General features: G+C 68.5%; 24 protein-coding genes. 10 read left to right on the forward strand and 14 right to left on the reverse strand.

Annotation, left to right across the window (positions count from 1 at the left end; genetic code table 11):
* Nucleotides 1-77: 77 nt before the first annotated feature.
* The 3 genes from mgtE to ACRWNM_RS31895 form a co-directional block, all read right to left on the reverse strand.
* Nucleotides 78-1,442 carry a magnesium transporter gene (mgtE, locus tag ACRWNM_RS31885; RefSeq protein ID WP_431971856.1) on the reverse strand — a complete coding sequence of 455 codons (1,365 nt, stop codon included), beginning with the start codon at nucleotides 1,440-1,442 and terminating at the stop codon, nucleotides 78-80.
* Nucleotides 1,443-1,802: 360 nt separating this feature from the next.
* On the reverse strand, nucleotides 1,803-2,321 hold the full coding sequence (locus ACRWNM_RS31890) for a hypothetical protein (RefSeq protein WP_431971857.1): 519 nt from the start codon (nucleotides 2,319-2,321) through the stop codon (nucleotides 1,803-1,805).
* A gap of 66 nt (nucleotides 2,322-2,387) precedes the next feature.
* Nucleotides 2,388-2,603 (reverse strand): type II toxin-antitoxin system VapB family antitoxin, encoded by a 216-nt coding sequence (locus ACRWNM_RS31895; protein WP_431971858.1) that lies wholly within the window; start codon nucleotides 2,601-2,603, stop codon nucleotides 2,388-2,390.
* A gap of 181 nt (nucleotides 2,604-2,784) precedes the next feature.
* Between ACRWNM_RS31895 and ACRWNM_RS31900 the strand changes: the two genes are divergently transcribed.
* From ACRWNM_RS31900 to ACRWNM_RS31915, 4 genes are all read left to right on the forward strand, one after another.
* Nucleotides 2,785-3,567 carry a response regulator gene (locus ACRWNM_RS31900; RefSeq protein WP_431971859.1) on the forward strand — a complete coding sequence of 261 codons (783 nt, stop codon included), beginning with the start codon at nucleotides 2,785-2,787 and terminating at the stop codon, nucleotides 3,565-3,567.
* 80 nt (nucleotides 3,568-3,647) lie between these two features.
* The gene (locus ACRWNM_RS31905; protein ID WP_431971860.1) at nucleotides 3,648-4,106 is read left to right on the forward strand and encodes a hypothetical protein; all 459 of its coding nucleotides are present in this window, start codon (nucleotides 3,648-3,650) and stop codon (nucleotides 4,104-4,106) included.
* A 483-nt stretch (nucleotides 4,107-4,589) separates the two neighbouring features.
* Nucleotides 4,590-5,054, forward strand: coding sequence for an RDD family protein (locus tag ACRWNM_RS31910; RefSeq protein WP_431971861.1), 465 nt, complete (start codon nucleotides 4,590-4,592; stop codon nucleotides 5,052-5,054).
* Between the two features lie 141 nt (nucleotides 5,055-5,195).
* Nucleotides 5,196-6,188 carry an LLM class F420-dependent oxidoreductase gene (locus ACRWNM_RS31915; RefSeq protein ID WP_431971862.1) on the forward strand — a complete coding sequence of 331 codons (993 nt, stop codon included), beginning with the start codon at nucleotides 5,196-5,198 and terminating at the stop codon, nucleotides 6,186-6,188.
* A gap of 510 nt (nucleotides 6,189-6,698) precedes the next feature.
* Here ACRWNM_RS31915 and nrdE read toward each other — a convergent pair.
* From nrdE to ACRWNM_RS31935, 4 genes are all read right to left on the reverse strand, one after another.
* Nucleotides 6,699-8,780, reverse strand: a complete 2,082-nt coding sequence (nrdE, locus tag ACRWNM_RS31920; RefSeq protein WP_431971944.1) for a class 1b ribonucleoside-diphosphate reductase subunit alpha — start codon at nucleotides 8,778-8,780, stop codon at nucleotides 6,699-6,701.
* A gap of 65 nt (nucleotides 8,781-8,845) precedes the next feature.
* Nucleotides 8,846-9,307: a class Ib ribonucleoside-diphosphate reductase assembly flavoprotein NrdI gene (gene nrdI / locus ACRWNM_RS31925; protein ID WP_431971863.1), complete on the reverse strand. Its 462-nt coding sequence runs from the start codon at nucleotides 9,305-9,307 to the stop codon at nucleotides 8,846-8,848.
* A 44-nt stretch (nucleotides 9,308-9,351) separates the two neighbouring features.
* Nucleotides 9,352-9,585, reverse strand: a complete 234-nt coding sequence (gene nrdH / locus ACRWNM_RS31930) for a glutaredoxin-like protein NrdH (RefSeq protein ID WP_431971864.1) — start codon at nucleotides 9,583-9,585, stop codon at nucleotides 9,352-9,354.
* A 526-nt stretch (nucleotides 9,586-10,111) separates the two neighbouring features.
* Nucleotides 10,112-10,681 carry an NAD(P)H-dependent oxidoreductase gene (locus ACRWNM_RS31935; RefSeq protein WP_431971865.1) on the reverse strand — a complete coding sequence of 190 codons (570 nt, stop codon included), beginning with the start codon at nucleotides 10,679-10,681 and terminating at the stop codon, nucleotides 10,112-10,114.
* A gap of 143 nt (nucleotides 10,682-10,824) precedes the next feature.
* On the opposite strand from ACRWNM_RS31935, the gene ACRWNM_RS31940 reads away from it, so the two are divergent.
* Together ACRWNM_RS31940 and nadE are read left to right on the forward strand one after the other, a co-directional pair.
* Nucleotides 10,825-11,445 (forward strand): TetR/AcrR family transcriptional regulator, encoded by a 621-nt coding sequence (locus ACRWNM_RS31940; protein WP_431971945.1) that lies wholly within the window; start codon nucleotides 10,825-10,827, stop codon nucleotides 11,443-11,445.
* A 6-nt stretch (nucleotides 11,446-11,451) separates the two neighbouring features.
* Nucleotides 11,452-12,276 (forward strand): ammonia-dependent NAD(+) synthetase, encoded by an 825-nt coding sequence (gene nadE / locus ACRWNM_RS31945; protein ID WP_431971866.1) that lies wholly within the window; start codon nucleotides 11,452-11,454, stop codon nucleotides 12,274-12,276.
* Nucleotides 12,277-12,367: 91 nt separating this feature from the next.
* Here nadE and ACRWNM_RS31950 read toward each other — a convergent pair whose 3' ends face one another.
* The 5 genes from ACRWNM_RS31950 to moaA form a co-directional block, all read right to left on the reverse strand.
* Nucleotides 12,368-13,603, reverse strand: a complete 1,236-nt coding sequence (locus ACRWNM_RS31950) for an RNA polymerase sigma factor (RefSeq protein ID WP_431971867.1) — start codon at nucleotides 13,601-13,603, stop codon at nucleotides 12,368-12,370.
* A 2-nt stretch (nucleotides 13,604-13,605) separates the two neighbouring features.
* Complete coding sequence (locus tag ACRWNM_RS31955) at nucleotides 13,606-14,310, reverse strand: YciI family protein (protein ID WP_431971868.1); 705 nt, start codon at nucleotides 14,308-14,310, stop codon at nucleotides 13,606-13,608.
* Between the two features lie 104 nt (nucleotides 14,311-14,414).
* Nucleotides 14,415-14,783, reverse strand: coding sequence for an iron chaperone (locus ACRWNM_RS31960; RefSeq protein ID WP_431971869.1), 369 nt, complete (start codon nucleotides 14,781-14,783; stop codon nucleotides 14,415-14,417).
* A gap of 25 nt (nucleotides 14,784-14,808) precedes the next feature.
* The gene (locus ACRWNM_RS31965) at nucleotides 14,809-15,051 is read right to left on the reverse strand and encodes a MoaD/ThiS family protein (protein WP_431971870.1); all 243 of its coding nucleotides are present in this window, start codon (nucleotides 15,049-15,051) and stop codon (nucleotides 14,809-14,811) included.
* A complete protein-coding gene (gene moaA / locus ACRWNM_RS31970) occupies nucleotides 15,044-16,102 on the reverse strand; it encodes a GTP 3',8-cyclase MoaA (protein WP_431971871.1) in 1,059 nt (352 codons plus the stop codon). The genes ACRWNM_RS31965 and moaA overlap by 8 nt, the downstream gene beginning before the upstream one ends.
* 114 nt (nucleotides 16,103-16,216) lie before the next feature.
* Here moaA and ACRWNM_RS31975 point away from each other — a divergent pair, with 114 nt between their 5' ends.
* The 4 genes from ACRWNM_RS31975 (at nucleotide 16,217) to ACRWNM_RS31990 (ending at nucleotide 20,064) form a co-directional block, all read left to right on the forward strand.
* Complete coding sequence (locus tag ACRWNM_RS31975; RefSeq protein ID WP_431971872.1) at nucleotides 16,217-17,422, forward strand: molybdopterin molybdotransferase MoeA; 1,206 nt, start codon at nucleotides 16,217-16,219, stop codon at nucleotides 17,420-17,422.
* A gap of 111 nt (nucleotides 17,423-17,533) precedes the next feature.
* Nucleotides 17,534-18,541 carry a bifunctional molybdenum cofactor biosynthesis protein MoaC/MoaB gene (gene moaCB, locus ACRWNM_RS31980; protein ID WP_431971873.1) on the forward strand — a complete coding sequence of 336 codons (1,008 nt, stop codon included), beginning with the start codon at nucleotides 17,534-17,536 and terminating at the stop codon, nucleotides 18,539-18,541.
* Nucleotides 18,528-18,962 (forward strand): molybdenum cofactor biosynthesis protein MoaE, encoded by a 435-nt coding sequence (locus ACRWNM_RS31985; RefSeq protein WP_431971874.1) that lies wholly within the window; start codon nucleotides 18,528-18,530, stop codon nucleotides 18,960-18,962. Before moaCB ends, ACRWNM_RS31985 begins: the two co-directional genes overlap by 14 nt.
* Before the next feature lie 94 nt (nucleotides 18,963-19,056).
* Nucleotides 19,057-20,064 carry an AraC family transcriptional regulator ligand-binding domain-containing protein gene (locus ACRWNM_RS31990; protein WP_431971875.1) on the forward strand — a complete coding sequence of 336 codons (1,008 nt, stop codon included), beginning with the start codon at nucleotides 19,057-19,059 and terminating at the stop codon, nucleotides 20,062-20,064.
* 4 nt (nucleotides 20,065-20,068) lie between these two features.
* On the opposite strand, the gene ACRWNM_RS31995 is transcribed toward ACRWNM_RS31990, so the two are convergent.
* Nucleotides 20,069-20,260 carry a hypothetical protein gene (locus ACRWNM_RS31995; protein ID WP_431971876.1) on the reverse strand — a complete coding sequence of 64 codons (192 nt, stop codon included), beginning with the start codon at nucleotides 20,258-20,260 and terminating at the stop codon, nucleotides 20,069-20,071.
* A 178-nt stretch (nucleotides 20,261-20,438) separates the two neighbouring features.
* The gene (locus ACRWNM_RS32000) at nucleotides 20,439-21,473 is read right to left on the reverse strand and encodes a CobW family GTP-binding protein (RefSeq protein WP_431971877.1); all 1,035 of its coding nucleotides are present in this window, start codon (nucleotides 21,471-21,473) and stop codon (nucleotides 20,439-20,441) included.
* Nucleotides 21,474-21,511 lie beyond the last annotated feature (38 nt).

Below are 21,511 nucleotides of genomic sequence, written 5' to 3' on the forward strand. Positions count from 1 at the left end.
TCGAGCCCCTGATCCGCTCGCTTCCCGGGTGTCGGCGCGCAGCCGATCCCGGAAAGCTTGCGGCGGAACCGAATTCCTCAGATCCCCAGGACCAGCTTCGCGGTCGTGAAGTAGATGATCAGCCCGGTGGCGTCCACCAGCGTCGTCACCATCGGCGCCGACACCACCGCCGGGTCGATGCGCAGCTTCTTGGCGAGCAGCGGCATGGTGCCGCCGATGGTCGCCGCCCACCCGCAGATCAGCACCAGGGTGATCGCGACCACCACCGCGATGCGCGGGCCGACGAACACCGCGCCGATCACCAATCCCGCACTGGCCAAAAGGGATCCGAGCACCAACCCGACCCGGCATTCGCGCCAGATCACCTTGAACAGGTCCGAGACGCGCACCTCGCCCACGGCGAGCGCGCGCACACAGGCGGTGGCCGCTTGCGCACCGGCGTTGCCGCCCGCGCCGATCAGCAGCGGGATGAACAGCGCGAGGTGCGCGGCCTGCTGCAGGGTGCCTTCGAAGAAATCGGTGACGCTCACCGTGAGCGTCGCCGCGAAGAGCAGCAGCATCAGCCACAGCGCGCGGTAGCGGGCCAGCTGGAAGACCCCGGCCGCCATGTAGTGGCCTTCCCACGGCGCGGAACCGGCCTGGCGGGCGACGTCCTCGCTGTCGGCGGCCTCGATGACCTCGACCGCGTCATCGATGGTGAGCAAGCCGACGAGGCGGTCCTCGCTGTCCACCACAGGGAGGTTGATGTCGTTGGTCTCGCGCATCAACCGGGCGGCCTTCTCCGCGGAGTCGGTGGCGCGGGCGAACGCGGGCTCGGTGACGACCAGCTCGGACACCATGGTGTCCGGCCCGGCCAGGACCAGTTCGCGCAGTTCGACGACGCCGGTGAGCCTGCGGCCCGAGTCGACGACGGGCAGTGTGTACACGGTCTCCGCACTCGAGCCCTTGGCGCGCACCATGGCCAGCGCCGCCGCGACGGTCAGGTCGCGCGGCAGCGCGACCACCTCGGGCGTCATGTACTGACCCGCGGAGCCCTCGGGATAGCCGAGCAGGGCGGCGGTCATCCGGCGCTCGCGCGGGCTCAGTCCGGCCAGCACCTTCTTGGCGACCTTGGCGGGCGCTTCGCGCAGCATGCGCGCGCGGTCGTCCGGGGCCATGCCCTCGACCAGCTCGCGGAAGCTCTGGTCGCGCAGGCCCTGCAGGATCTGCTGCTGGTCGACCGGATCGAGCTCCTCGAATACGGCCAGCGCCAGATCCTTGTCCAGCAGCCGGAATGCCATGCCCGCTTGGACGGCGTCCATTCGGGCGAGCTGGTCGGCGATGAAGTGTGGCGGGTGGTTGTCGAGCCAGTCGAGCGCGGCGTCGACACGGTACTCGGCGACGAAGTCCGGCAGGGACTCGGACGGCGCCGGGCGTGCTTCGATCAGATCGGTCTGCGACATGGGAGGTCCTCAGCACAGCGTGGGGTGAAAAATGCACGAAGTTTCACACCGCGAGGCGCCCACCCGGGCGACGCAGACCTACCAGGTATGCGAAGGGGCGGCGCCGCGCGGCCTTCGACTGGGAGGTTCACTGCGCATGGCAACCCACCTCCTGATCGTTCCCGCCGCGACCGACCGGTCGCGCGCCGTCTACCTGGTCAACAGAATTCGGACGCGAATGCGTCCTCGTGAAGGATACATGTTTCAACCCCAGGTTTCACGGCGAGCGGCGTGTCGTCACCGTTCCGCGGGTCGCGGCGTGAGTGAACGCAGCGAGCGAACCATGTACCAGCGCGCATCGGCGCACGCCGGAGCCGAGCGCTAGCGAGGTGGAGGCGTGAGCGACGCCACCACAGCGAGTTCCGTTTCCGGCCAAGACGGGACGTGCTCTACCCACTCCGGGACCGGTTCGGCCTGGAGGCCGAAAAGGTACAAATACGGCACCAGACCGCGTAGTGCCCGGTGCACGTCCAGGCGATCGTCGATCATGTGCGTGATGCCGAGTTCGGCGCAGTGCACCGCCTTGTCGGCCCGCGCCCGGCAGAACCGGAGGTTGTCGCGCGGCACACCGGTCCGCTCGTAGAAGTCGTGGCGATCGAGCCACTGCCTGGTGCGCTGCTCCACGCGCGGGCCGCATTTGGAGATGACCCAGGCGCGACCCTCGAACCGCGCGACCAAGCGCGCCAACACCTCGAAAGCGTTGGGGCTCGGCGGTGTTCGCATGGCGTCCTCGATGCCGCCGGCGAGGAAGACAGTGTCTTCGTCGCCGGAGGGCAGCGTGGCGCCCTGGATGACCCGGCCGAAGTCCACACCGAGTCGATACTGTCTTTCATCGTTCATCGCACTCAGCATGGCCGCGCCGGGGCCGCTCGGCCAGCGAATTTCGTTCCGGCTCCGCGCTTTTCCTCAACGCCACGTGGCGGTCTTGCGCCACGGATCGGGCGCCTGGTCGACCTTCTCGCGGGACCGGATCATCATCCGTTCCAGCATCGCCAGCCGCTTGCGTTGCGCGATCACCTCGTGCAGTGCCGCGTTCACCGTATCCTCGGTGCTCGTCGTTCCCAGCAGCACACCCACCACCGCCAGGGCGGCATCATCCACATCGATCGATGTCTGCGACATGCGCACCTCCCACAATCGCCCCCTCTTCGAATCGTAGGCCGAATTCCCGCACCGCGGACAGTGGTGTGCGCGTGCGCAAATCCCGACTGCGGTTGTCCGCGCGCTCGGGGGCGCCCTATAGTCAGGCCAGTTTCTGACGAAACATGCTGTGTCCGTGCGAGACACGCCGCTAGGGGGAGTTGTGAGCGAGACGATCGATGCTGTCGCGGCGCTGCTGTGGCCGTTGCTGGCGGTGGCCGCGCTGGTGATGTTTCGCGGGCCGCTGGCGCGGGTGATCCGTTCGGCGGAGCGCAGGCCGTTCACCTTGCGCATCGGCGGGCAGGAGCTGGATATGAAGCAGGTCAGCGAGCAGCAGGAGACCATGATCGAGGATCTGCAGATCCAGGTCCGCAGGCTCCGCGAACAGGTCGATCAGCTCACTGCCGAACGCGCGCTCGTCCCTGACACAGGCCAGGTCCGCAGCCTGCCCGCCGCCGAGGACGATCACCGATCCGAAGCCACGGCGTACGCGGGCAGCTCCCAGGACCGCGGCCCCGCATTCGGCTCGGCCCCGTCGCCCGGTTCCCTTCCGGAATCGCCTGCCGCAAGCGCGATCCTGTGGGTCGACGACCACCCCTCGAACAACGCGTTTCTCATCGACCGCTTGGAACGCAACGGAATTCGCGTTGACACCGCTCTCACCACCGCGGCCGCCACCGACCTGCTCGCCACCCGCCGCTACGCCGCGATCCTCACCGACATGAGCCGCACCGAAGACGGAGCCTCCGTCCCCGACGCGGGCCTGCGCCTCACCGAAACCGCCCGCGCCCGCGGCCTCACCACCCCCATCATGATCTTCACCAGCACCCACGCCACTCACACCGACAACAGCGACCGCGCCCTCGCCGCAGGCGCCCTCACCGTCACCTCCTCCCCCACCGACCTCACCGGCGAACTCGCCACCCTCGGCCTCCTCCCCAGGTAATTCGCCAGATCGGCGAAGAACCCATACGACGCGGTCAGCCGGCGCTTGTGTCAACTTCTGAAAATATTCAGAATAGTTCCATGGTGACCGAGGTGCAGTGGAGCGAGCTACAACGCGACCCGAAGCAAGTGGCGCAACTCGCCGATCGAGGCGCCGTGCGTGTCCGCCGCCGCGACGGCGCGCCGCTCTTGCTGATCCGCGAGGACCGCGCACAGTCGGAGTCGGAGGGCTCGATCACAGCAGCTCGCGCCCTGCGCAACGTGCTGGTCCACCTCCCCCACGATGTCGCCGCCCGAGCTCTTGTCGACGAGTTTCCGTGGGTGGACGTGCTGCCCGAAGAGGCGCAAGCCCGTTTCGTCGCCGATTTCGCGCGCGCCTTCCAGGCCTCGGCCGAACTCGGCGAGTGGTCCGTGCTGGAGCGAACTGTGCACGAATGGCGCAGCACCGCAGCGGTTTACGCCGACCCCTCGCTCGCCCGCGAGCTGTCCGGACCACTGGACGACGATTTCGGCCCAGTGTCCGAACCAATGGGGGAATGAATGGCGCCGAAAAGGGTGACCGAGTCGCGCCGCCCGCACGACCCGGGATGTGGGAGGCGCGGTTCGCTACGTCGGAGGCGGCCAAGGGATAAGAAGACCTCTGCCGCACAGCGCAATCCGACACGTGGGAGGCGTGGATCGTCCTCACGGAACGGCCGCTGGCACCGGAGAACCCGGCCCGCCAACACCGGCTTCGCGACACCTTCCGCACGCGCGTGATCGCCGGCCGGTAGCTGGAACAGTGGCAGTACGAAGTGACCGCGGGCAGCCGGATCTGGTTCTGCCCCGACCCGGAACGTCGAGTCGTCTGGGTGGTGCTGGCCCGCTCGGGTCATCCCAAACAGACCGACTGACCCGATAGCAGCGCGCGGTCGACCGCACCTTCGGCTGTGACGCTGGAGAAGAGCCGGGGCGCAATTGGATTCGTGGTGCGCTAAGGATTCGGCAAGGTTTTGGGGTGGGCTCGGAGATACGTTGCCGAGTATGGACGAGAGGGTGGAGGGGCGGCGCGGGGATGGCGCTGTAGCCCGGTTCGAACGGCATCCGGATGGCACGTTGCGGTACGTGCGGCCGGAGGAGCCGAAGGAGGACGAATTTCCGATGGTGGGGAGCGGTCGGCACGAGGACGAGAAGAATGGCGTGCAGGCGGCCGTGGCCTTCGTGATCGATCTGGCATTGCACGCCGCGATCGGGGTAGGCGTCTGGTATGCGGCGAATCGGTACGGGCACGCGGAACAGGCGGTGTTCTTCGGTGTCCTGGCCGGGATCGGGTGCTCGTTCCTCCATCGCACCGTGGTGCAGCGACTCACCCGGACGACGCTCGGAAAGGCTCTGTTCGGGCTTCGTCTACGCAAGACCGACCGCTCCTACCCGACCTTGTGGGAACTCGTCCGGCAGTGGTTCCAAGGCGCCATCGCCTGCATGTTTCCCTTACAGTTCCTGGGCTGACGCGCCGGTCGAATGGCGGCGAGTATTCGGCGCGTGGCGCGTGGAATGGTTGATCTCGGTGTGCCGTCCGGGCAGGGTGGGGCGGGTTCGCGGCAGGATTGCCGGGGACAGGTCGTGCTCGGATACGCGAAGGAGAAGTCTGTGCGCTTCGGATTGTTCGTCCCGCAGGGCTGGCGGCTGGATCTGGTGGGCATCGAGCCCTCCGCGCAGTGGGAGGTGATGCGGGACCTGGCTCGACGCGCCGACGCGAACGACGCGTGGGAGTCGATCTGGGTGTACGACCACTTCCACACCGTCCCGGTGCCCACCGAAGAGGCCACGCACGAGGCGTGGACCCTGATGTCGGCGTTCGCCGCGACCACCTCGCGGGTGCGGCTCGGCCAGATGTGTACCGCGATCAGCTACCGCAATCCGGCCTACCTGGCGAAGGTCGCCGCGACCGTAGACGTGATCTCGGGCGGCCGGACCGAGATGGGCATCGGCGGCGGCTGGTACGAGCACGAGTGGCGCGCCTACGGCTACGGCTTCCCCTCCGCCGGCGCGCGCCTGGGCCGTCTCGACGAGGGCGTGCAGATCTTCCGGCAGGCGTGGACCGAGGGCAAAGCCACGCTGGACGGCAAGCACTACCAGGTCGACGGCGCGATCGTCCGCCCGCTGCCGTTGCAGGAGGGCGGGATTCCGCTGTGGATCGCGGGCGGCGGTGAACAGAAGACCCTGCGCATCGCGGCGAAGTACGCCAACTACACCAACTTCACCGGCAACTTCGACGAGTTCGCGCGCAAGTCGGAAATCCTGCGCGGGCACTGCGCCGAGGTGGGCACCGATTTCGACGCCATCGTCCGCTCCTCGAACTTCAACGTCGCGATCGGCGCCACCGAGGCCGAGGTCGAGGACCGCCTGGCCGCCCTGCGTGACCGGCTGACCCCCTTCGTCGGCGCCGAGCAGGCCGCCAAGCAGGTCGACGACCTGTTCCGCGGCACCGCCGCCGTCGGCACCCCCGAGCAGATCGTCGAAAACCTGTCCAAGGTCCGCGATCTCGGCCTCGGCTACACGATCCTCAACTTCCCCGAGGCCGCCTACGACACCTCCGGCATCGAACTCTTCGAACGCGAGGTCATCCCCGCCCTGTCCTGATCAGCCGCTACCGAGCCGATCGGCAGCGAGCCTGCCGATCGGCCGGAGCGGCGGCGAACCCGGCCCAGCATCCGAAACACCCGAACCAACGGCGACTCCACCACCGCGGAGCGAGCCCTACAAGCGACATTCGCGGCCCAGTGCGTTCGAAACGCTCACACCGAACCGCCAACCCCCACACTCATGCAACCGCGGAGCGAGCCCGACGAGCGACATTCGCGGCCCAGCATGCTCGAAAACGCTCACACCCAACCGGCAACCCCCGCACACACGCAAAAGACCCGCGAGCGAACCCGCCGCGCAACATTCGCAACCACTACCGAAACGCTCACACCGAACCCGCAACCCCCGCACTCACCCAACCACACCGGAGCGAGCCCGACGAGCGACATTCGCGGCCGTCTCGCGGCCGAGCGATCGAAGCGCATGCGCCGAAGGCGCGAGTCTCGATCGCTCGGCCGCGAGACATAAAGGGCCGCGAACACGCGGCGCCGCAGGCGCCGCCAAAAACTACAGCATGCAGCTCACGCAGCCTTCGACTTCGGTGCCTTCCAACGCCATCTGGCGCAGCCGGATGTAATACAGCGTCTTGATGCCCTTGCGCCAGGCGTAGATCTGCGCCTTGTTCAGGTCACGGGTGGTGGCCGTGTCCTTGAAGAAGAGAGTCAGCGACAGGCCCTGGTCCACGTGCTGGGTGGCCGCAGCGTAGGTGTCGATGATCTTCTCGTAGCCGATCTCGTAGGCGTCCTCGTAGTACTCGAGGTTGTCGTTGTCCATGTAGGGCGCCGGGTAGTAGACGCGGCCGATCTTGCCTTCCTTGCGGATCTCGATCTTCGACGCCACCGGGTGGATGGAGCTGGTGGAGTGGTTGATGTAGGAGATCGAGCCGGTGGGCGGCACGGCCTGCAGGTTCTGGTTGTAGATGCCGTGTTCCATGACCGACGCCTTCAGCTCCCGCCAGTCCTGCTGGGTCGGGATGTGCACGCCCGCGTCGTCGAACAGCCGCCGCACCCGGTCGGTCTTCGGCTCCCACGCCCGGTCGGTGTACCTGTCGAAGTACTCGCCGCTGGCGTACTTCGATTCGGGGAACCCGCCGAAGTAGCTGCCGCGCTCTTTGGCGATCAGGTTCGACGCCCGGATCGCGTGGTAGACCACGGTGTAGAAGTAGATGTTGGTGAAGTCGATGCCTTCTTCGGATCCGTAGTGGATCCGCTCACGGGCCAGGTATCCGTGCAGGTTCATCTGCCCGAGGCCGATCGCGTGGGACTGGTTGTTGCCCTGTTCGATCGACGGCACCGAGTAGATGTGGGTCTGGTCCGACACGGCGGTCAGCGCGCGGATCGCCACCTCGATGGTCTGCGCGAAGTTCGGCGAGTCCATCGACTTGGCGATGTTCAGCGAACCCAGGTTGCAGGAGATGTCCTTGCCGACCTTCGAGTAGGACAGGTCGTCGTTGAACTCCGACGGGGTGGAGACCTGCAGGATCTCCGAGCACAGGTTGGAGTGGGTGATCTTGCCCGCGATCGGGTTGGCCCTGTTCACCGTGTCCTCGAACATGATGTACGGGTAGCCCGATTCGAACTGCAGCTCGGCGATGGTCTGGAAGAACTCGCGCGCCTTGATCTTCGACTTGCGGATGCGCTTGTCGTCGACCATCTCGTAGTACTTCTCGGTGACGTCGATGTCGGCGAACGGCTTGCCGTAGATCCGCTCCACGTCGTACGGCGAGAAGAGGTACATGTCCTCGTTCTTCTTCGCCAGTTCGAAGGTGATGTCGGGGATCACCACGCCGAGCGAGAGCGTCTTGATGCGGATCTTCTCGTCCGCGTTCTCCCGCTTGGTGTCCAGGAAGCGGTAGATGTCCGGGTGGTGCGCGTGCAGGTACACCGCACCGGCGCCCTGTCGCGCGCCGAGCTGGTTGGCGTAGGAGAACGAGTCCTCCAGCAGCTTCATGATCGGGATGACGCCCGAGCTCTGGTTCTCGATCTTCTTGATCGGCGCGCCGTGCTCGCGAATGTTGCTGAGCAGCAGGGCGACACCGCCGCCGCGCTTGGACAGCTGCAGTGCCGAGTTGATGGAGCGCCCGATGGACTCCATGTTGTCCTCGATGCGCAGCAGGAAGCAGGACACCGGCTCACCGCGCTGCTTCTTGCCCGAGTTGAGGAAGGTCGGGGTGGCGGGCTGGAAACGCCCGTCGATGATCTCGTCGACCAGCTGGCGGGCCAGGACCTCGTCACCGGCGGCCAGGGTCAGCGCGACCATGCACACGCGGTCCTCGAAGCGCTCCAGGTAGCGCTTGCCGTCGAAGGTCTTGAGCGTGTACGAGGTGTAGTACTTGAACGCGCCCAGGAAGGTCGGGAACCGGAACTTGTGCGCGTAGGCCTGCTTGAACAGGCTCTTGATGAACGCCCTGCTGTACTGCTCGAGAACCTCGGCCTCGTAGTAGTTCTCGTCGACCAGGTAGTCCAGCTTCTCGTCCAGGTTGTGGAAGAAGACGGTGTTCTGGTTGACGTGCTGCAGGAAGTACTGGTGGGCGGCCTCGCGGTCCTTGTCGAACTGGATCGTGCCGTCCGGTCCGTATAGGTTCAGCATCGCGTTGAGGGCGTGGTAGTCGAGTACTTCACCCGTGGCGTCGGCGCCGCGCACCGGGGGCTGCTCTAAGCGAGCTGTCTTTCCGGCAGGCGCTGTCGTTGCTGTTGCCAAAACAATCCCAATCCCTCTCGGACGCGGTCGACGTCCTCAGCGGTTCCCATGAGTTCGAAGCGATACAGGTACGGCACCCCGCACTTGCGCGAGATCACCTCTCCCGCAAAGCAGTAGGTATCGCCGAAGTTCGTGTTTCCCGCCGCGATGACGCCGCGCAGCAGCGCGCGGTTGTGCGGGTCGTTGAGGAACTTGGCGACCTGCCGCGGCACGAAGTCCTTGTCGGACCGGTTACCCCCCAGAACGTGCCGACCGCCACCGTAGGTCGGGACGATCAGCACGTAGGGTTCGTCGACGCGCAGCGAATCGGCGGTGTGCAGTGGTATGCGAGTCGCCGGGAGTCCCAGCTTCTCGACGAAACGATGCGTGTTCTCCGAGGCGCTGGAGAAGTAGACCAGCGCGGTCCCTGCGGACATCGCTTCTCCTCTCCCATCGGATGAACAGGAAGATCTTGCGCCTATCAGGCCGCCGCGACCGCGAGGGCCTTGATGCGGTCGGGACGGAAGCCGGACCAGTGGTCCTCGCCCGCGACGACGACCGGAGCCTGCAGGTAACCGAGGGCCATGACGTAGTCACGCGCCTCGTCGCTCTCGGAGATGTCGATGACCTCGTAGTCCACCCCGACCTTGTCGAGGGCCTTGTAGGTGGCATTGCACTGGACGCAAGCGGGCTTGGTGTACACGGTGATGGTCATAGAGTCCCTCTCTCCTGTGCCTGATGCGCGGTGTTCGCGGCCTGGTTACGCGGGCTTCCGCCTGCGGGCCTGAGCTCACACCGCGAGCCTGATCCACGGCCGGTGATCCGTATGCAGTGCGTGATCCGACGTATGCTGCGCAAACTCCTGGATCCGGTCTCGAAACCCCTGCTAGCGCCGCCGAGGGCGGTAGCTTTTCGCGGTGGGTCTCGTACCGCCTTCCAGCACCGAAGACACTACACCTAGTGGCCGACAGATTGAAACAACACGACATGTTGCGAGTCGCACAGGTGTAATTCCACCGGGAGAAGTACCAGGACGCTCGATTCGCAACCCGACACGTCCGTGGTGCAGATCACAATTCCGTACCGTAGCGCCCTTCCAGCAAACTCTTCTGTCACATCCGCCACGGCTGTCTCGTCCACCCCTTGTGCGACATCGCGACACACTGGAAACACGAAACCGCCCCCACCTCGGAAGAGAGCGGGGGCGGCCACGGAGGACGGCGCGCGGCGCCGGACAACGGTCAGGCGGACACCAGCTGCCCGCGCGCGGCCTCGGCCAGTTGGTGCACCGTGGCGCCGAGCTGAGTGAGCGCCTCCGCGTCCTCGCGCGGATGCACGGCGCCGAAACGCTCGCCGATCACGCCGAAGTGGGCGTGCGCGGCCTCGACGATCTTGCCGCCCGCGACGCCGATCGCCTTGACCGCGTCCCCGTGCGCCCACTGCGCCGCGTTCGCGCTGATGGACGCGCTGACGACCGCGACGGCCTTGCCCTGGAGGGCGCCGACGCCGTACGGCCGCGAGGCCCAGTCGATGGCGTTCTTCAGCACGGCCGACAGCGTGCCGTTGTATTCCGGGGTCACCAGGAGCACGCCGTCGGCGGCGGCGACCGCGTCGCGCAAGCGCTGCGCGGCGGCGGGAACGGCGCCGGGAACGTCGATGTCCTCGTTGTAGAACGGAATGTCGGCGAGACCCTCGTAGATCGTCACCTCGACGCCGTCCGGCGCGGTCTGCACGGCGGCCTCGGCGAGCTGCCGGTTGATCGACGCGGCGCGCAGGCTTCCGACGAGAGCGAGGATGCGGGTCTGAACCATGGCGACTCCTGGTGTACTGAATGTGGTGTCCGAACTTTCACCAGACACTAACCGGACTACGGTCCGATTACTTCCCACGAGACCGTGAGAGGGCTGTGAACTACCCCACACCGTCCCCCGGCGAACCGACGCGCGAGCGACCGCTGCTGCGTATCGGCGCGCCCTTGCCGGGGACCGCCGAGCCCACCGAACGCGCAGACGCGGCCCGCAATCGGCGGTTGCTGCTGGACGCCGCGCAGGACTTGGTCCGCGACCACGGCGTCGACGGCCTCACGATGGACGCGCTGGCCAAGCGGGCCGGCGTCGGCAAAGGCACCGTGTTCCGCCGCTTCGGCAGTCGCTCCGGACTGATGCGCGCGCTGCTCGACCACTCCGAGCAGAAGTATCAAGCGGCCTTCATGTTCGGGCCGCCGCCACTCGGGCCGGGCGCGCCCCCGGTGGACCGGCTCATCGCGTTCGGGCGCGCCCGGATATCGGACATCGAGGTCGAGGGCGAACTGCATCGCGCCGCCGAGGTGAGCGAGGCAGGGGACCGCTACACCGGAGCGCCGTACAACCTGCTCAAGGCGCATGTCTCGATGCTGCTGCGGCAGGCGGGCGCGACAGGAGAGGTACCGCTGCTCGCCGACGGTCTGCTCGCCGTACTCGGCGCGCCGCTGCTGATGTACCAGTTCAATGTCCTCGGATACAGCGCGCGGCACGTCGGGGACAACTGGGAAGCCTTCGTTCGCCGGGTTGTCCCGGCGGGCGCGCCAGTAGAGTGACGTCTCATGGCTAGTCTGCGCGAACAGATCATCACCGAATTGGGCGTCCAGCCGACGATCGAACCGAAGGTCGAGGTGCGTCGCCGGATCGATTTCCTCAAGGACTATCTGCGCGCAACGCCCGCAAAAGGTTTCGTGCTCGGCATCAGCGGCGGCCAGGACAGCGCGCTGACCGGGCGGTTGTGCCAGCTGGCCGCCGAGGAACTGCGGGCCGACGGCTTCGACGCCACCTTCGTCGCGGTGCGACTGCCCTACGGCGTGCAATCCGACGAGGTCGACGCCAGGATCGCGATGACCTTCATCGCGCCGGACCGCGCCGTGGTGGTCAACGTCCGTCCCGGCGCCAATGCGGTGGCGGCGGAGACCGCGTCCGCGCTGAAGGTGAGCAAACTGCGCGATTTCGTGCGCGGCAACATCAAGGCCCGCGAGCGCATGGTGATCCAGTACGCCATCGCTGGTGAGGAGAACCTGCTCGTGGTCGGCACCGACCACGCCGCCGAGGCCGTCACCGGTTTCTTCACCAAGTACGGCGACGGCGGCGTCGACCTGACCCCGCTGACCGGTCTCACCAAGCGACAGGGCGCGGCGCTGCTCCAGGAACTCGGCGCGCCGGCCAGCATCTGGTCCAAGGTCCCGACCGCGGATCTCGAGGACGACCGGCCCGCGCTCCCCGACGAGGAGGCGCTCGGCCTGCGCTACAGCGAGATCGACGACTACCTCGAGGGCAACGACGTCACGCCCGAGGTGGCCGAGCGGGTGGAGAGGATCTTCCGCAACACCAGGCACAAGCGCACGGTGCCGGTGACTCCGCTCGACACCTGGTGGCGCTGAGCGCATTCCGGCACGGCGAATCCCGGCACGGAACGTCTCCGGCACGAAGGCGGCGGCGCCCGGTCCCGAAGACCGGGGCGTGCGCCGGGATCTACTCGGCCGCCTCGACTTCGGTGAGACGGCGCGCCAGGAAGCGCCGCACCTGCTCGTTCTCGGCGATGTCCAGGGCGGCCCGGTAGCTGTCCGCGGCGTCGCGCCGCCGTCCCGCTCTGCGCAACAGATCGGCCCGCGTGGCCGGGATCAGATGGGTCCCGGCCAAGCGGGGATCATCCGCCACCTCGTCGAGTGCGGCGAGTCCCGCGTCGAACCCGCGGGAAAAGCCAACGGCCACAGCTCGATTCACCCGGACTGCGGGCGAGGCGGAATACCGCAGCAGCTCGTCGTAGCTGTCGGCGATGGCGCTCCAGTCGGTGTCCGCCCAGCTCGGAGCCGTGGCGTGCGCCGCAGCGATGCGCGCCTGCGCGAGATACGGTCCGCCGCCGTCGGCCGCCGCCGAGACGAGGCAGGCCAACCCGGCCCCGATCGCCGTGTGATTCCACGCGGACCGGTCCTGGTCCTCCAACGGAACCAAATCGCCTTCCGCAGTGCGCCTTTGCCCGCGCCGACTGTCCTGCAACAGCATCAGCGCCAGCAGTGCCCGCGCCTCCGGCTCGCCCGGCAGCAGCCCGCACAGCAACCGGCCGAGCCGAATCGCTTCGTCGCACAACTCGTCTCGCACGGCCGACGGACCCGATGTCGCGAAATAACCCTCGGTGAACACCAGATACACGCACGCGAGCACCGGGGGCATCCGCTCCGACAGGAGGTGCGCCTGCGGCACGCGCAGCGGGATACCGGCCTGCCTGATCTTCGCCTTCGCACGGGAGAGGCGTTGCGCCACAGTGTGTTCCGGTTGCAAGAAGGCCCTGGCGATCTCCGCGGTGCGCAAACCGCACACCAGCCGCAGCGTCAACGCGACCTGCGACTGCTGCGACAGCGCGGGATGGCAGCAGGTGAAGATCATGCGTAGCTGGTCGTCCAGCACCGGCGACACGTCGGCCTCCTCGATCGGCGCGCGCGCCGCGACGGCGTCCTGCTCCTTGCCCGCGCGCGCCGATTCGCGCCGCAACCGGTCCAGCGCTCGATGCCGGGCGGCGGTGGTGATCCAGGCGCCCGGATTCGCGGGTGCGCCGTGCTCGGGCCAAGTGCGCAGCGCGTCGGCGAACGCCTCCTGCACCGCGTCCTCGGCGAGCGCGATGTCACCGACCATCCTGGCCACGGTGGCGAGGGCCCGGCCGAACTCGGCGCGATAGACGGCGTCGATCCCGGTGGCCGGGCCCGCGGTCACCGTCAGTCCAGTTCGACGATCTGACGCACCTCGGTGCGCCCGCGCTCGCCCAGGGGAATCGCGGCCGCGATCTCGGCCGCCTCCGCCCGGCCCGCCGCCGCGAACAGATACACGCCGTCGATCACCTCCGCGAATTCCGCGAACGGCCCGTCGGTCAGCAGCAGTTCACCGTCGCGGACCCGCAGCGTGGTCGCCGAGGACGGCGGCTGCAACGCACCACCGCCGCGGATCGCCGCCGCGTACTTCGCGCCGAATCGCTCGTGCTCGGCCATCCCCGCGTCCCACTCGGGCGAGCCGGGCGCGATCACCGCGTCCGGCGCTTCCCACAGCAGCGCCAGCCACCAGTCCGCGCGCGGCGTCTCGTGCGCCGACCACATGACCATCGGCCGCACCTCGATCTGCCCGTCCTGCGCGGCGGGCAGCTGCCGCGCCAGCTCGATCACCGCATCCAGGTCGGCGGCCTCGAACACATAGAACCCGCCGACGACCTCCGCCTGCTCGGCGAACGGTCCGTCGGTGATCAGCGTCCGTCCGTCCTCGCGGCGGATCTGCATCGCGGACGCGGACGGGTACAGCGCCGCGCCGCCCGCCACCGCATCGCCCGCGCGCTCGTCGAACGCCGCGTACTTCGCCACCTCGGCGTCGAACTCCGCCGTACCGGGCTGCACGCCGCCTTCGCGTCCCACCAATGTCGCCAGGTAGTGCATCGCGTGATCCTTCCTCGTCTCGAGGGGTCCGATACCCCTTCTACTCGGACGACGAACCGCGCGCCGGGTTCTCTACATCGCGGCGGAGAAAATCTCCGGCGCACTCAGCACACCGGCCCGCCCTCCGTGGCCGCCGTCGCCCGCAGCAGGTCCCGGACCAGGTCGAAGTCGATCAGCTCGGGCTTGCGAAAGCGCAGGCAGCCCTTGCCCATGTCGTGGCCGGCCAGCCGATCGGCGAACGCCGCGCGCACGTCGGTGCGCAACAGATAGAAAGAGATGTACTGCTTCTGGTTCGCGAAGGCGATCTCGCCGACGCCCTCGCGTTCGTAGCAGGGCATGCTGTAGGCCATGACCTCGGTGAACCCGCTCAGTTCCGCCTGGCACAGCTCCCGCAGCCGGTGCACCGCCGGACGGCGGGCCTCGGGCAGCTCGGCCAGGTAGCCGTCCACATCGCTCGCCTTGCTCTGCACCACGGCTCGACTGTAACGACGCCGCCCGTTATCCGCCCGCGAACGGCGGGAGCACGTCGACTCGGGTGCTGAGCGCCGAGGACGGGTCGCGGGTGAGTTCGTCGCCGATCAGGTAGGCGCAGACCCCGAGCATCTTGTCCAGATCGGGGCCGTACGCGGCGGCCAGGCTGGTGCGCAGATCGGCGACCGTGGCGCCGGCGGGCAGGTCGATCCGCTCGGAATCCTTGCCGACGGCATCGGCGATGGCGGCGAAATAACGGACCTCAACCACCGATGGCTCCCATCGTGCGTTCCGGCGGGACGAAATCCTCGGCGTCGATGCCGTGTCCCGCCCATTTGTTCCACATCGCGCCGCGCCAGATGGTGGCCAGTTCGGCGTCGTCCGCGCCGGACCGCATGGCCTCGCGCAGATCGAACTCCTGGTCGCTGAACAGGCAGGAGCGCAGCATGCCGTCGGCGGTCAACCGGGTGCGGTCGCAGGTGTCGCAGAACTTGCGCGTCACGGTGGCGATGATGCCGACCGTGGCCGGGCCGCCGTCGACCAACCACTTCTCGGCGGGCGCGGAGGGATCGGCGCGACCGGCCTCGGTGAGCGTGAACCGGGCGCCGAGCACGTCGAGCAGTTCGGCAGCGGTCACCATGTTGGCGCGCGCCCACTCGTGGTCGGCGTCCAGCGGCATCTCCTCGATGAACCGCAGCTCGCACTCCTCGCCCAGGCACCACTGGAGCAGATCCGCCGCGCCGGAGAGGGTTTCGCGCATGAGCACGGCGTTCACCTTGAGCGGAGCCAGCCCGGCGGCGCGGGCGGCGCGGATGCCTGCCAGCACCGAGTCCAAGCGGTCGCGGCGGGTCAGCTTGGCGAAGCCGTCGCGGTCCACGGTGTCCAGCGAGACGTTCACCCGGCTCAATCCGGCCGCGGCGAGCCCGCTGGCGCGATGTTCGAGACCGACGCCGTTGGTGGTCATGGCCAGCGGGATGCCGGGCAGCCGCTCGTGGCAGCCCGCGATGATCTGTTCCAGATCCCGGCGCAGCAGCGGTTCGCCGCCGGTGAACCGCACCTCGCGCACGCCGAGCTGTTCGACGGCGAGCACCACCAACCGCGCGATCTCGTCGACGGTCAGCAGTTCGTCCTTCGGAATCGGCGGCAGCCCCTCCTCCGGCATGCAGTAAGTGCAGCGCAGCGAGCACTTCTCGGTGATCGAGACCCGCAGATCGCGGGCCACCCGCCCGAAGCGGTCGACCAGCCAAGGCGTGTCGGGGCGTCCGTCGAGCGAGGGGCGCCCTGATCGCACGGCGGGCATGCCCATCTCGACCAATGTCACGCTTCCAGTATGACCCGTCGGGCGCACGGAACCACGGGCAGCGCCCGGTTCGGCCGATCTCACAAACGAGCATGTCAGGGCGTGAGATGAAAAACCCCCACTAAGCTCTCCGCTATGAATTCTCGGCCAGCCAGCGCCTCGGCACGGTCCGTCGACGAGTATCGCGACAGCATCGAACAGCTGCTGCGCCCACTCGCGGCGCGTCCGGTCGACTCCGTCCCGGTGCCCGCCGCGCTGGGCCGCAAGCTGGCTACCGACATCCGCTCCCCGATCGACCTGCCGGTGTTCCGTAATTCGGCGATGGACGGCTACGCGGTGCGCGCCGACGATGTGGCGGTCGCTCCGGTGACGCTGCCGCTGGCCGGTGTCGTCGCCGCGGGTCAGCCGGGACAGGCCCCGCTGCCCACCGGAGCGGCGCTGAAGGTGATGACCGGCGCGCCGATCCCGCCAGGCGCGGACTGCGTCGTCCCGGTGGAGGACACGCGGACCGACGGCAGCATCGTCACCATCGAACGCGGCCGTGGCGCAGGCGAATTCGTCCGCGAGCCGGGCACCGACGTGCGCGCGGGCGCGCTTCTCGTGCCCGCGGGCGTCGCGCTGACGCCGCGGCACATCGCCGCGCTCGCGGCGGTCGGGGTGCCGACGGTGCCGGTCTTCCGGCCGGTGCGCGCCGCGGTCGTCACCACCGGCGACGAACTGGTCCCCGCGGGCAAGCCGCTGCGGCCCGGGCAGATCTACAACTCCAACGGCATCGCGCTCGCCGCGGCGCTCGCGGCCAACGGAGTGGCGGTCGTCTCGGTCGAGCACAGCACCGACGATCCCGCGGTGTTCCGCCGCTTGCTCTCCGCCGCAACGCGTTCCGCCGATCTGGTGTTCACCTCGGGCGGGGTGTCCAAGGGCGATTTCGAGGTGGTCAAGGACGTGCTCGCCGCGCAGGGCGGGCTGTTCGGTTCGGTCGCCGTGCAGCCGGGCGGGCCGCAGGGGCTGACGGTGCTGGACGGCGTCCCGGTGCTCAGCTTCCCCGGCAATCCGGTGAGCACCATGGTGTCGTTCGAGGTGTTCGCCAGGCCGATGCTGCGGCACCTGTCCGGTTTGCCGCCGGTGCGCACGAGCGAGCTGCCGCTGCGCGCTGCGGTGCGCTCCCCCGCCGGTCGGCGGCAGTTCCTGCGCGGACGGCTCACCGAGGGCGGCGTCGAACCCGCCTCCGGCGCCGGCTCCCACCTGATCGCGGGCATGGCATGGGCCGATGTGCTGATCGACATCCCCGCCGAGACGACCGAGCTGGCGGCGGGATCGCCGGTGCGGGTGCGCGAATTGTGAGCAGGTGCGCGCGGCGCCTCGGCACTGTGCCAGGCTGGATCTCATGAGCGAGCGAATCATGTGGCAGCGTGCCTCGCGCATGCCGGAGCCGAGCGCCGGCGAGGCGCAGGCATGAGCGAGTTGTCCCATGTCGACCGGGAAGGTCGCGCCCGCATGGTCGATGTGAGCGCGAAGTCCGACACCGCGCGCATCGCCGTGGCGGCAGGCGTGTTGCAGACCACCGCGGAGGTCGTCGCGCTGGTCAGGGCCGACGACCTGCCCAAGGCCGATGTGCTGTCCACCGCGCGGATCGCCGGGATCGCGGGCGCCAAGAAGACCTCCGAACTCATTCCGCTGTGCCATCAGCTGGCGCTGTCGTCGGTGAAGGTGGAGTTCGGGTTCACCGACACCGCCATCACCATCGAGGCGACCGCGAAGACCAAGGGGCCGACCGGTGTGGAGATGGAGGCGCTGACCGCGGTCGCCGTCGCCGGGCTCACCCTGCACGACATGGTGAAGGCGGTCGACCCGGCGGCGACGCTCGACGGCGTCCGGCTGCTGACCAAGGAGGGCGGCAAGCGCGGTCACTGGGAGCGGCCGCGCACGCCGGAGCCGAAGCCGGAGACCGGCATTCGCCCCGTCGAACAACCCGGAGGCGACGATCGGTCCGCGGTCGTGCTCGTCGCGTCGACCCGCACGGCGGCGGGCATCTGGGAGGACACCACCGGTCCCGTGCTCGCGGACTGGTTGACCGGCCTCGGCTTCTCGGTGCGCGGACCGCTCGTCTACGCCGATGCCGAGATCGGCGTCGGCCTGGCCGACGCGCTGCGTTTCGCGCCGTCGCTGGTGATCAGCACCGGCGGCACCGGCGCGTCTCCCACCGACGCCACCCCCGAGGCGACGCTGGCCGTGCTCGACCGCGAATTGCCCGGCGTGGCCGAGGCGATCCGCCAGCGCGGCACCGCGAAGTTCCCGCTGGCCGCGCTCAGCCGCGGCGTCGCGGGCCTGGCGGGCCGGTCGGTCGTCGTGAATCTGCCCGGTTCGCCGGGCGGTGTGAAGGACGGTATCGCCGTGCTCGAACCGCTCCTCGATCATCTGCTCGCACAAGTAGCCGGAGGCGGCGATCATGACCACGTCTGAGACCACGGTGCGGGTGGCCCGCATCAGCGACCAGCCGCTCGACCCCGCCGAGGTGGAGGCCGCGGTCACCGGCCCGGAACACGGCGCGGTCGTGGTGTTCACCGGCAAGGTGCGCAATCACGATGGCGGTCAGGCCGTTTCGGCGCTGGAATACTCGGCGCATCCGGAAGCCGAGCGTTTCCTGCGCAATTGCTGCGCCGCGGCGGCCGCGTCAACCGGTCTTCCGGTGGCCGCGGTGCACCGGGTCGGCGCGCTGACCGTCGGCGATCTCGCCATCGTGGTCGCGGTGGCCGCCCCGCACCGGGCCGAAGCCTTCACTGCCTGCGCGGAATTGGTGGACCGGATCAAGCACGAGGTGCCGATCTGGAAGCGGCAGTTGTTCGCCGACGGCATGTCGGAGTGGGTCAACGCCTGCGGGTAATCATCTCGTGATGTGAATACGACGACGGATCGAACAGGTCGCCGTTAGCGTTCTCGCGCAGAGTTGTTCATCCGGATGTGCGGTTGGAGGACGCGTGGGGACCGACCAGGTTTTGCTGCATCGTTTCGTCATCTCGCAGCTCACCGCTGCGGGAGCCGATCGGGAGAAGCTGATCCGGGAGACCGGACTACCGGAATGGACGATGGCGGGCGACGACATGCACCTGCCGAGCCACACCTTCTCCCGGCTGTGGGAACTCGGCGCGCACGCGCTCGGCGATCCCGCGGTGGCGTTGCAGGTGGCCAGGCGCTACGAACTCACGAGTCTCGGACTGTACGACTACCTGTTCTCGACGGCGCCCACCCTGGGCGCAGGGCTGGCGACCTGCGGACCGTACGTCTCCGCGGTCACCACCAACCACCGGTTCGACCTGCGCGTCGAGAACGAGCACGAGACCACGCTCTACCTCGACATCATCGACGGCGAGGGCGTGGGACGTGACCTGACCCAGCTGTGGGGTCTGGGCGCGGTGCTGAGCAGGGCCCGCCGGGTGGTGCGCGAACCGCTCGCGCCGGTCCGGGTCGCGCTGCGCCAGCAGGCGCCCCCCGATCATCGCCCCTACGTCGAGGTATTCGGTACGGCCGCCATCGAATTCGACGCTCCGGTCGACTCGATGACCTTCCGCTCCTCCGACATGGACCTCCCGCTGACCACCGCCGACCCGGTGCTGGCGAAGATCCTGCGCCCCTTGGCCGACGCCCTCCCACCGCCACCGCCGCTGCCCTCGGCCTGGCCGCGGCGGGTGGCCGAGGCGCTGGCCGACGCGCTCGACGCGGGCGATGCCTCGCTGAACCGCGTCGCGCGGCGGCTGGCCACCAGCCCGCGCACCTTGCAGCGCAGGCTCATGGAGGCCGGGACGACGTGGCGCAAGGAACTCGACCGGGCGCGCGACGCCCGATTGCGGCAGGCGAGCGCGGCGGGTTCGCTGAGCAAGGCGCGGCAGGCGCAACTGCTCGGCTACTCCGACGCGGGATCGATGCGCCGCGCGGCGCGCCGCTGGGGCGTCGCCGAGCACGCGCACCGGTGTGAGCTGTTCGACTGATACCTCACACGCGCAGGAAGCTGGCCGCGATACGCCAGAAGGTGGCGTCCTCGATGATCCGGAAATCCCAGCTCTCGGCGATGTCTCTGGTGGCAGCGACGATCGCCGGTACGTCGAAATCGTCGCGGGTGGCTGTCCCCTTGCCCTCCAGCGCGGCGATTACGTAAGCGGTGGCGCTCTCCCACGTCTCGGACACCGAACTCTCCCCTCGGTCGCACAAAGATACGGTCGATCACGGTTCTGGACCGACGCCGTGCGCGGCGCATGGCGCCGTCCCCGACACGGCGGGCGTGCAGCCAGTCTTCCGACAACGCGGCCGCCGCGAAAGCGCCGAACGCGCCACCTTCGGGCAAAACGCGCCAATGTGCGGCGCCTCAGTGCGGGGTGTAGCGCCACACCCCGAGCATCGCCTGCTCGTCGAGGAAATCGTCATCGGTGTGCACGGTCTCGCGCAGGCGCGACAGGGCGGTGTCGGCGGGCATGCCCGCCCCGATCAGCACCAGCCGGCTGGTGCGCGGTTCGCCGCGACGCCACGCGCCCGGTTCGAAGACGATGTGCCTGCCGACCATGTGCAACACGAACTTCCTGCGCTCGGCCGCGACGCCGAAGGCCGCGAAGCCCTTGGCGCGGAACAGGCCGGGCGGCGGGTCCTCGAGGAAGCCGATCAGCCTGCGGGGATCCAATTCCCGTTCGCTGGTGAAGGAGACGCTGGTGTAGTCGTCGTGCAGGTGGCGGTGCTCGTCGTCGTGGTCGTGGTCGTGGTCGGCGAGCAGTTCGTCGAAGCTCAACTGCTCGGCGACGCGCGGGGTCGCGCGCAACGGCTCGTCGAACAACAGGCCGGGATCGATGCGTCCGCGGGTCGTCGCGTACACCGGCACCGCGCCGACCAGGTCGGCCAGCTCGCCGCGCAACGTGTCCAGCTCGGTCGCGGCGACCCGGTCGGCCTTGTTGACCACCACCAAGTCGGCCAGGCGCAGATGAGTCAGCAGTTCCGGGTGCCGTTCGCTGGTGACGGGGAACTGTTCGGCGTCGACCACCTCGACCAGACCGCCGTAACGGATGCGCGGATTGTCGCTGCCGACCACCATCCGGATGAGGTTGCGCGGCTCGGCGAGCCCGCTGGCCTCGACCACGATGACGTCGATGTTCGCCCGCGGCTGCGCCAGCCGGGTGAACAGCTCGTCGAGCTCGGTGACGTCGACCGCGCAGCAGACGCAGCCGTTGCCGAGCGAGACCATCGCGTCGACCTGCCCGGCGACGAGCATGGAATCGATGTTGATGGCACCGAAGTCGTTGACGACCACCCCGATCCGGGTGCCGCGATTGTTGCGTAGCAGGTGGTTGAGCAGGGTGGTCTTCCCCGAACCGAGAAAGCCGGCGACGATCAGCACAGGAATCCGGTCAGCCACCCGGACCACCCTAGTGTGGCGCGCGACGGCGCGAAAAC

The organism is Nocardia sp. bgisy134, assembly GCF_965341865.1.
In the GTDB taxonomy this organism is placed as follows: Bacteria; Actinomycetota; Actinomycetes; order Mycobacteriales; family Mycobacteriaceae; genus Nocardia.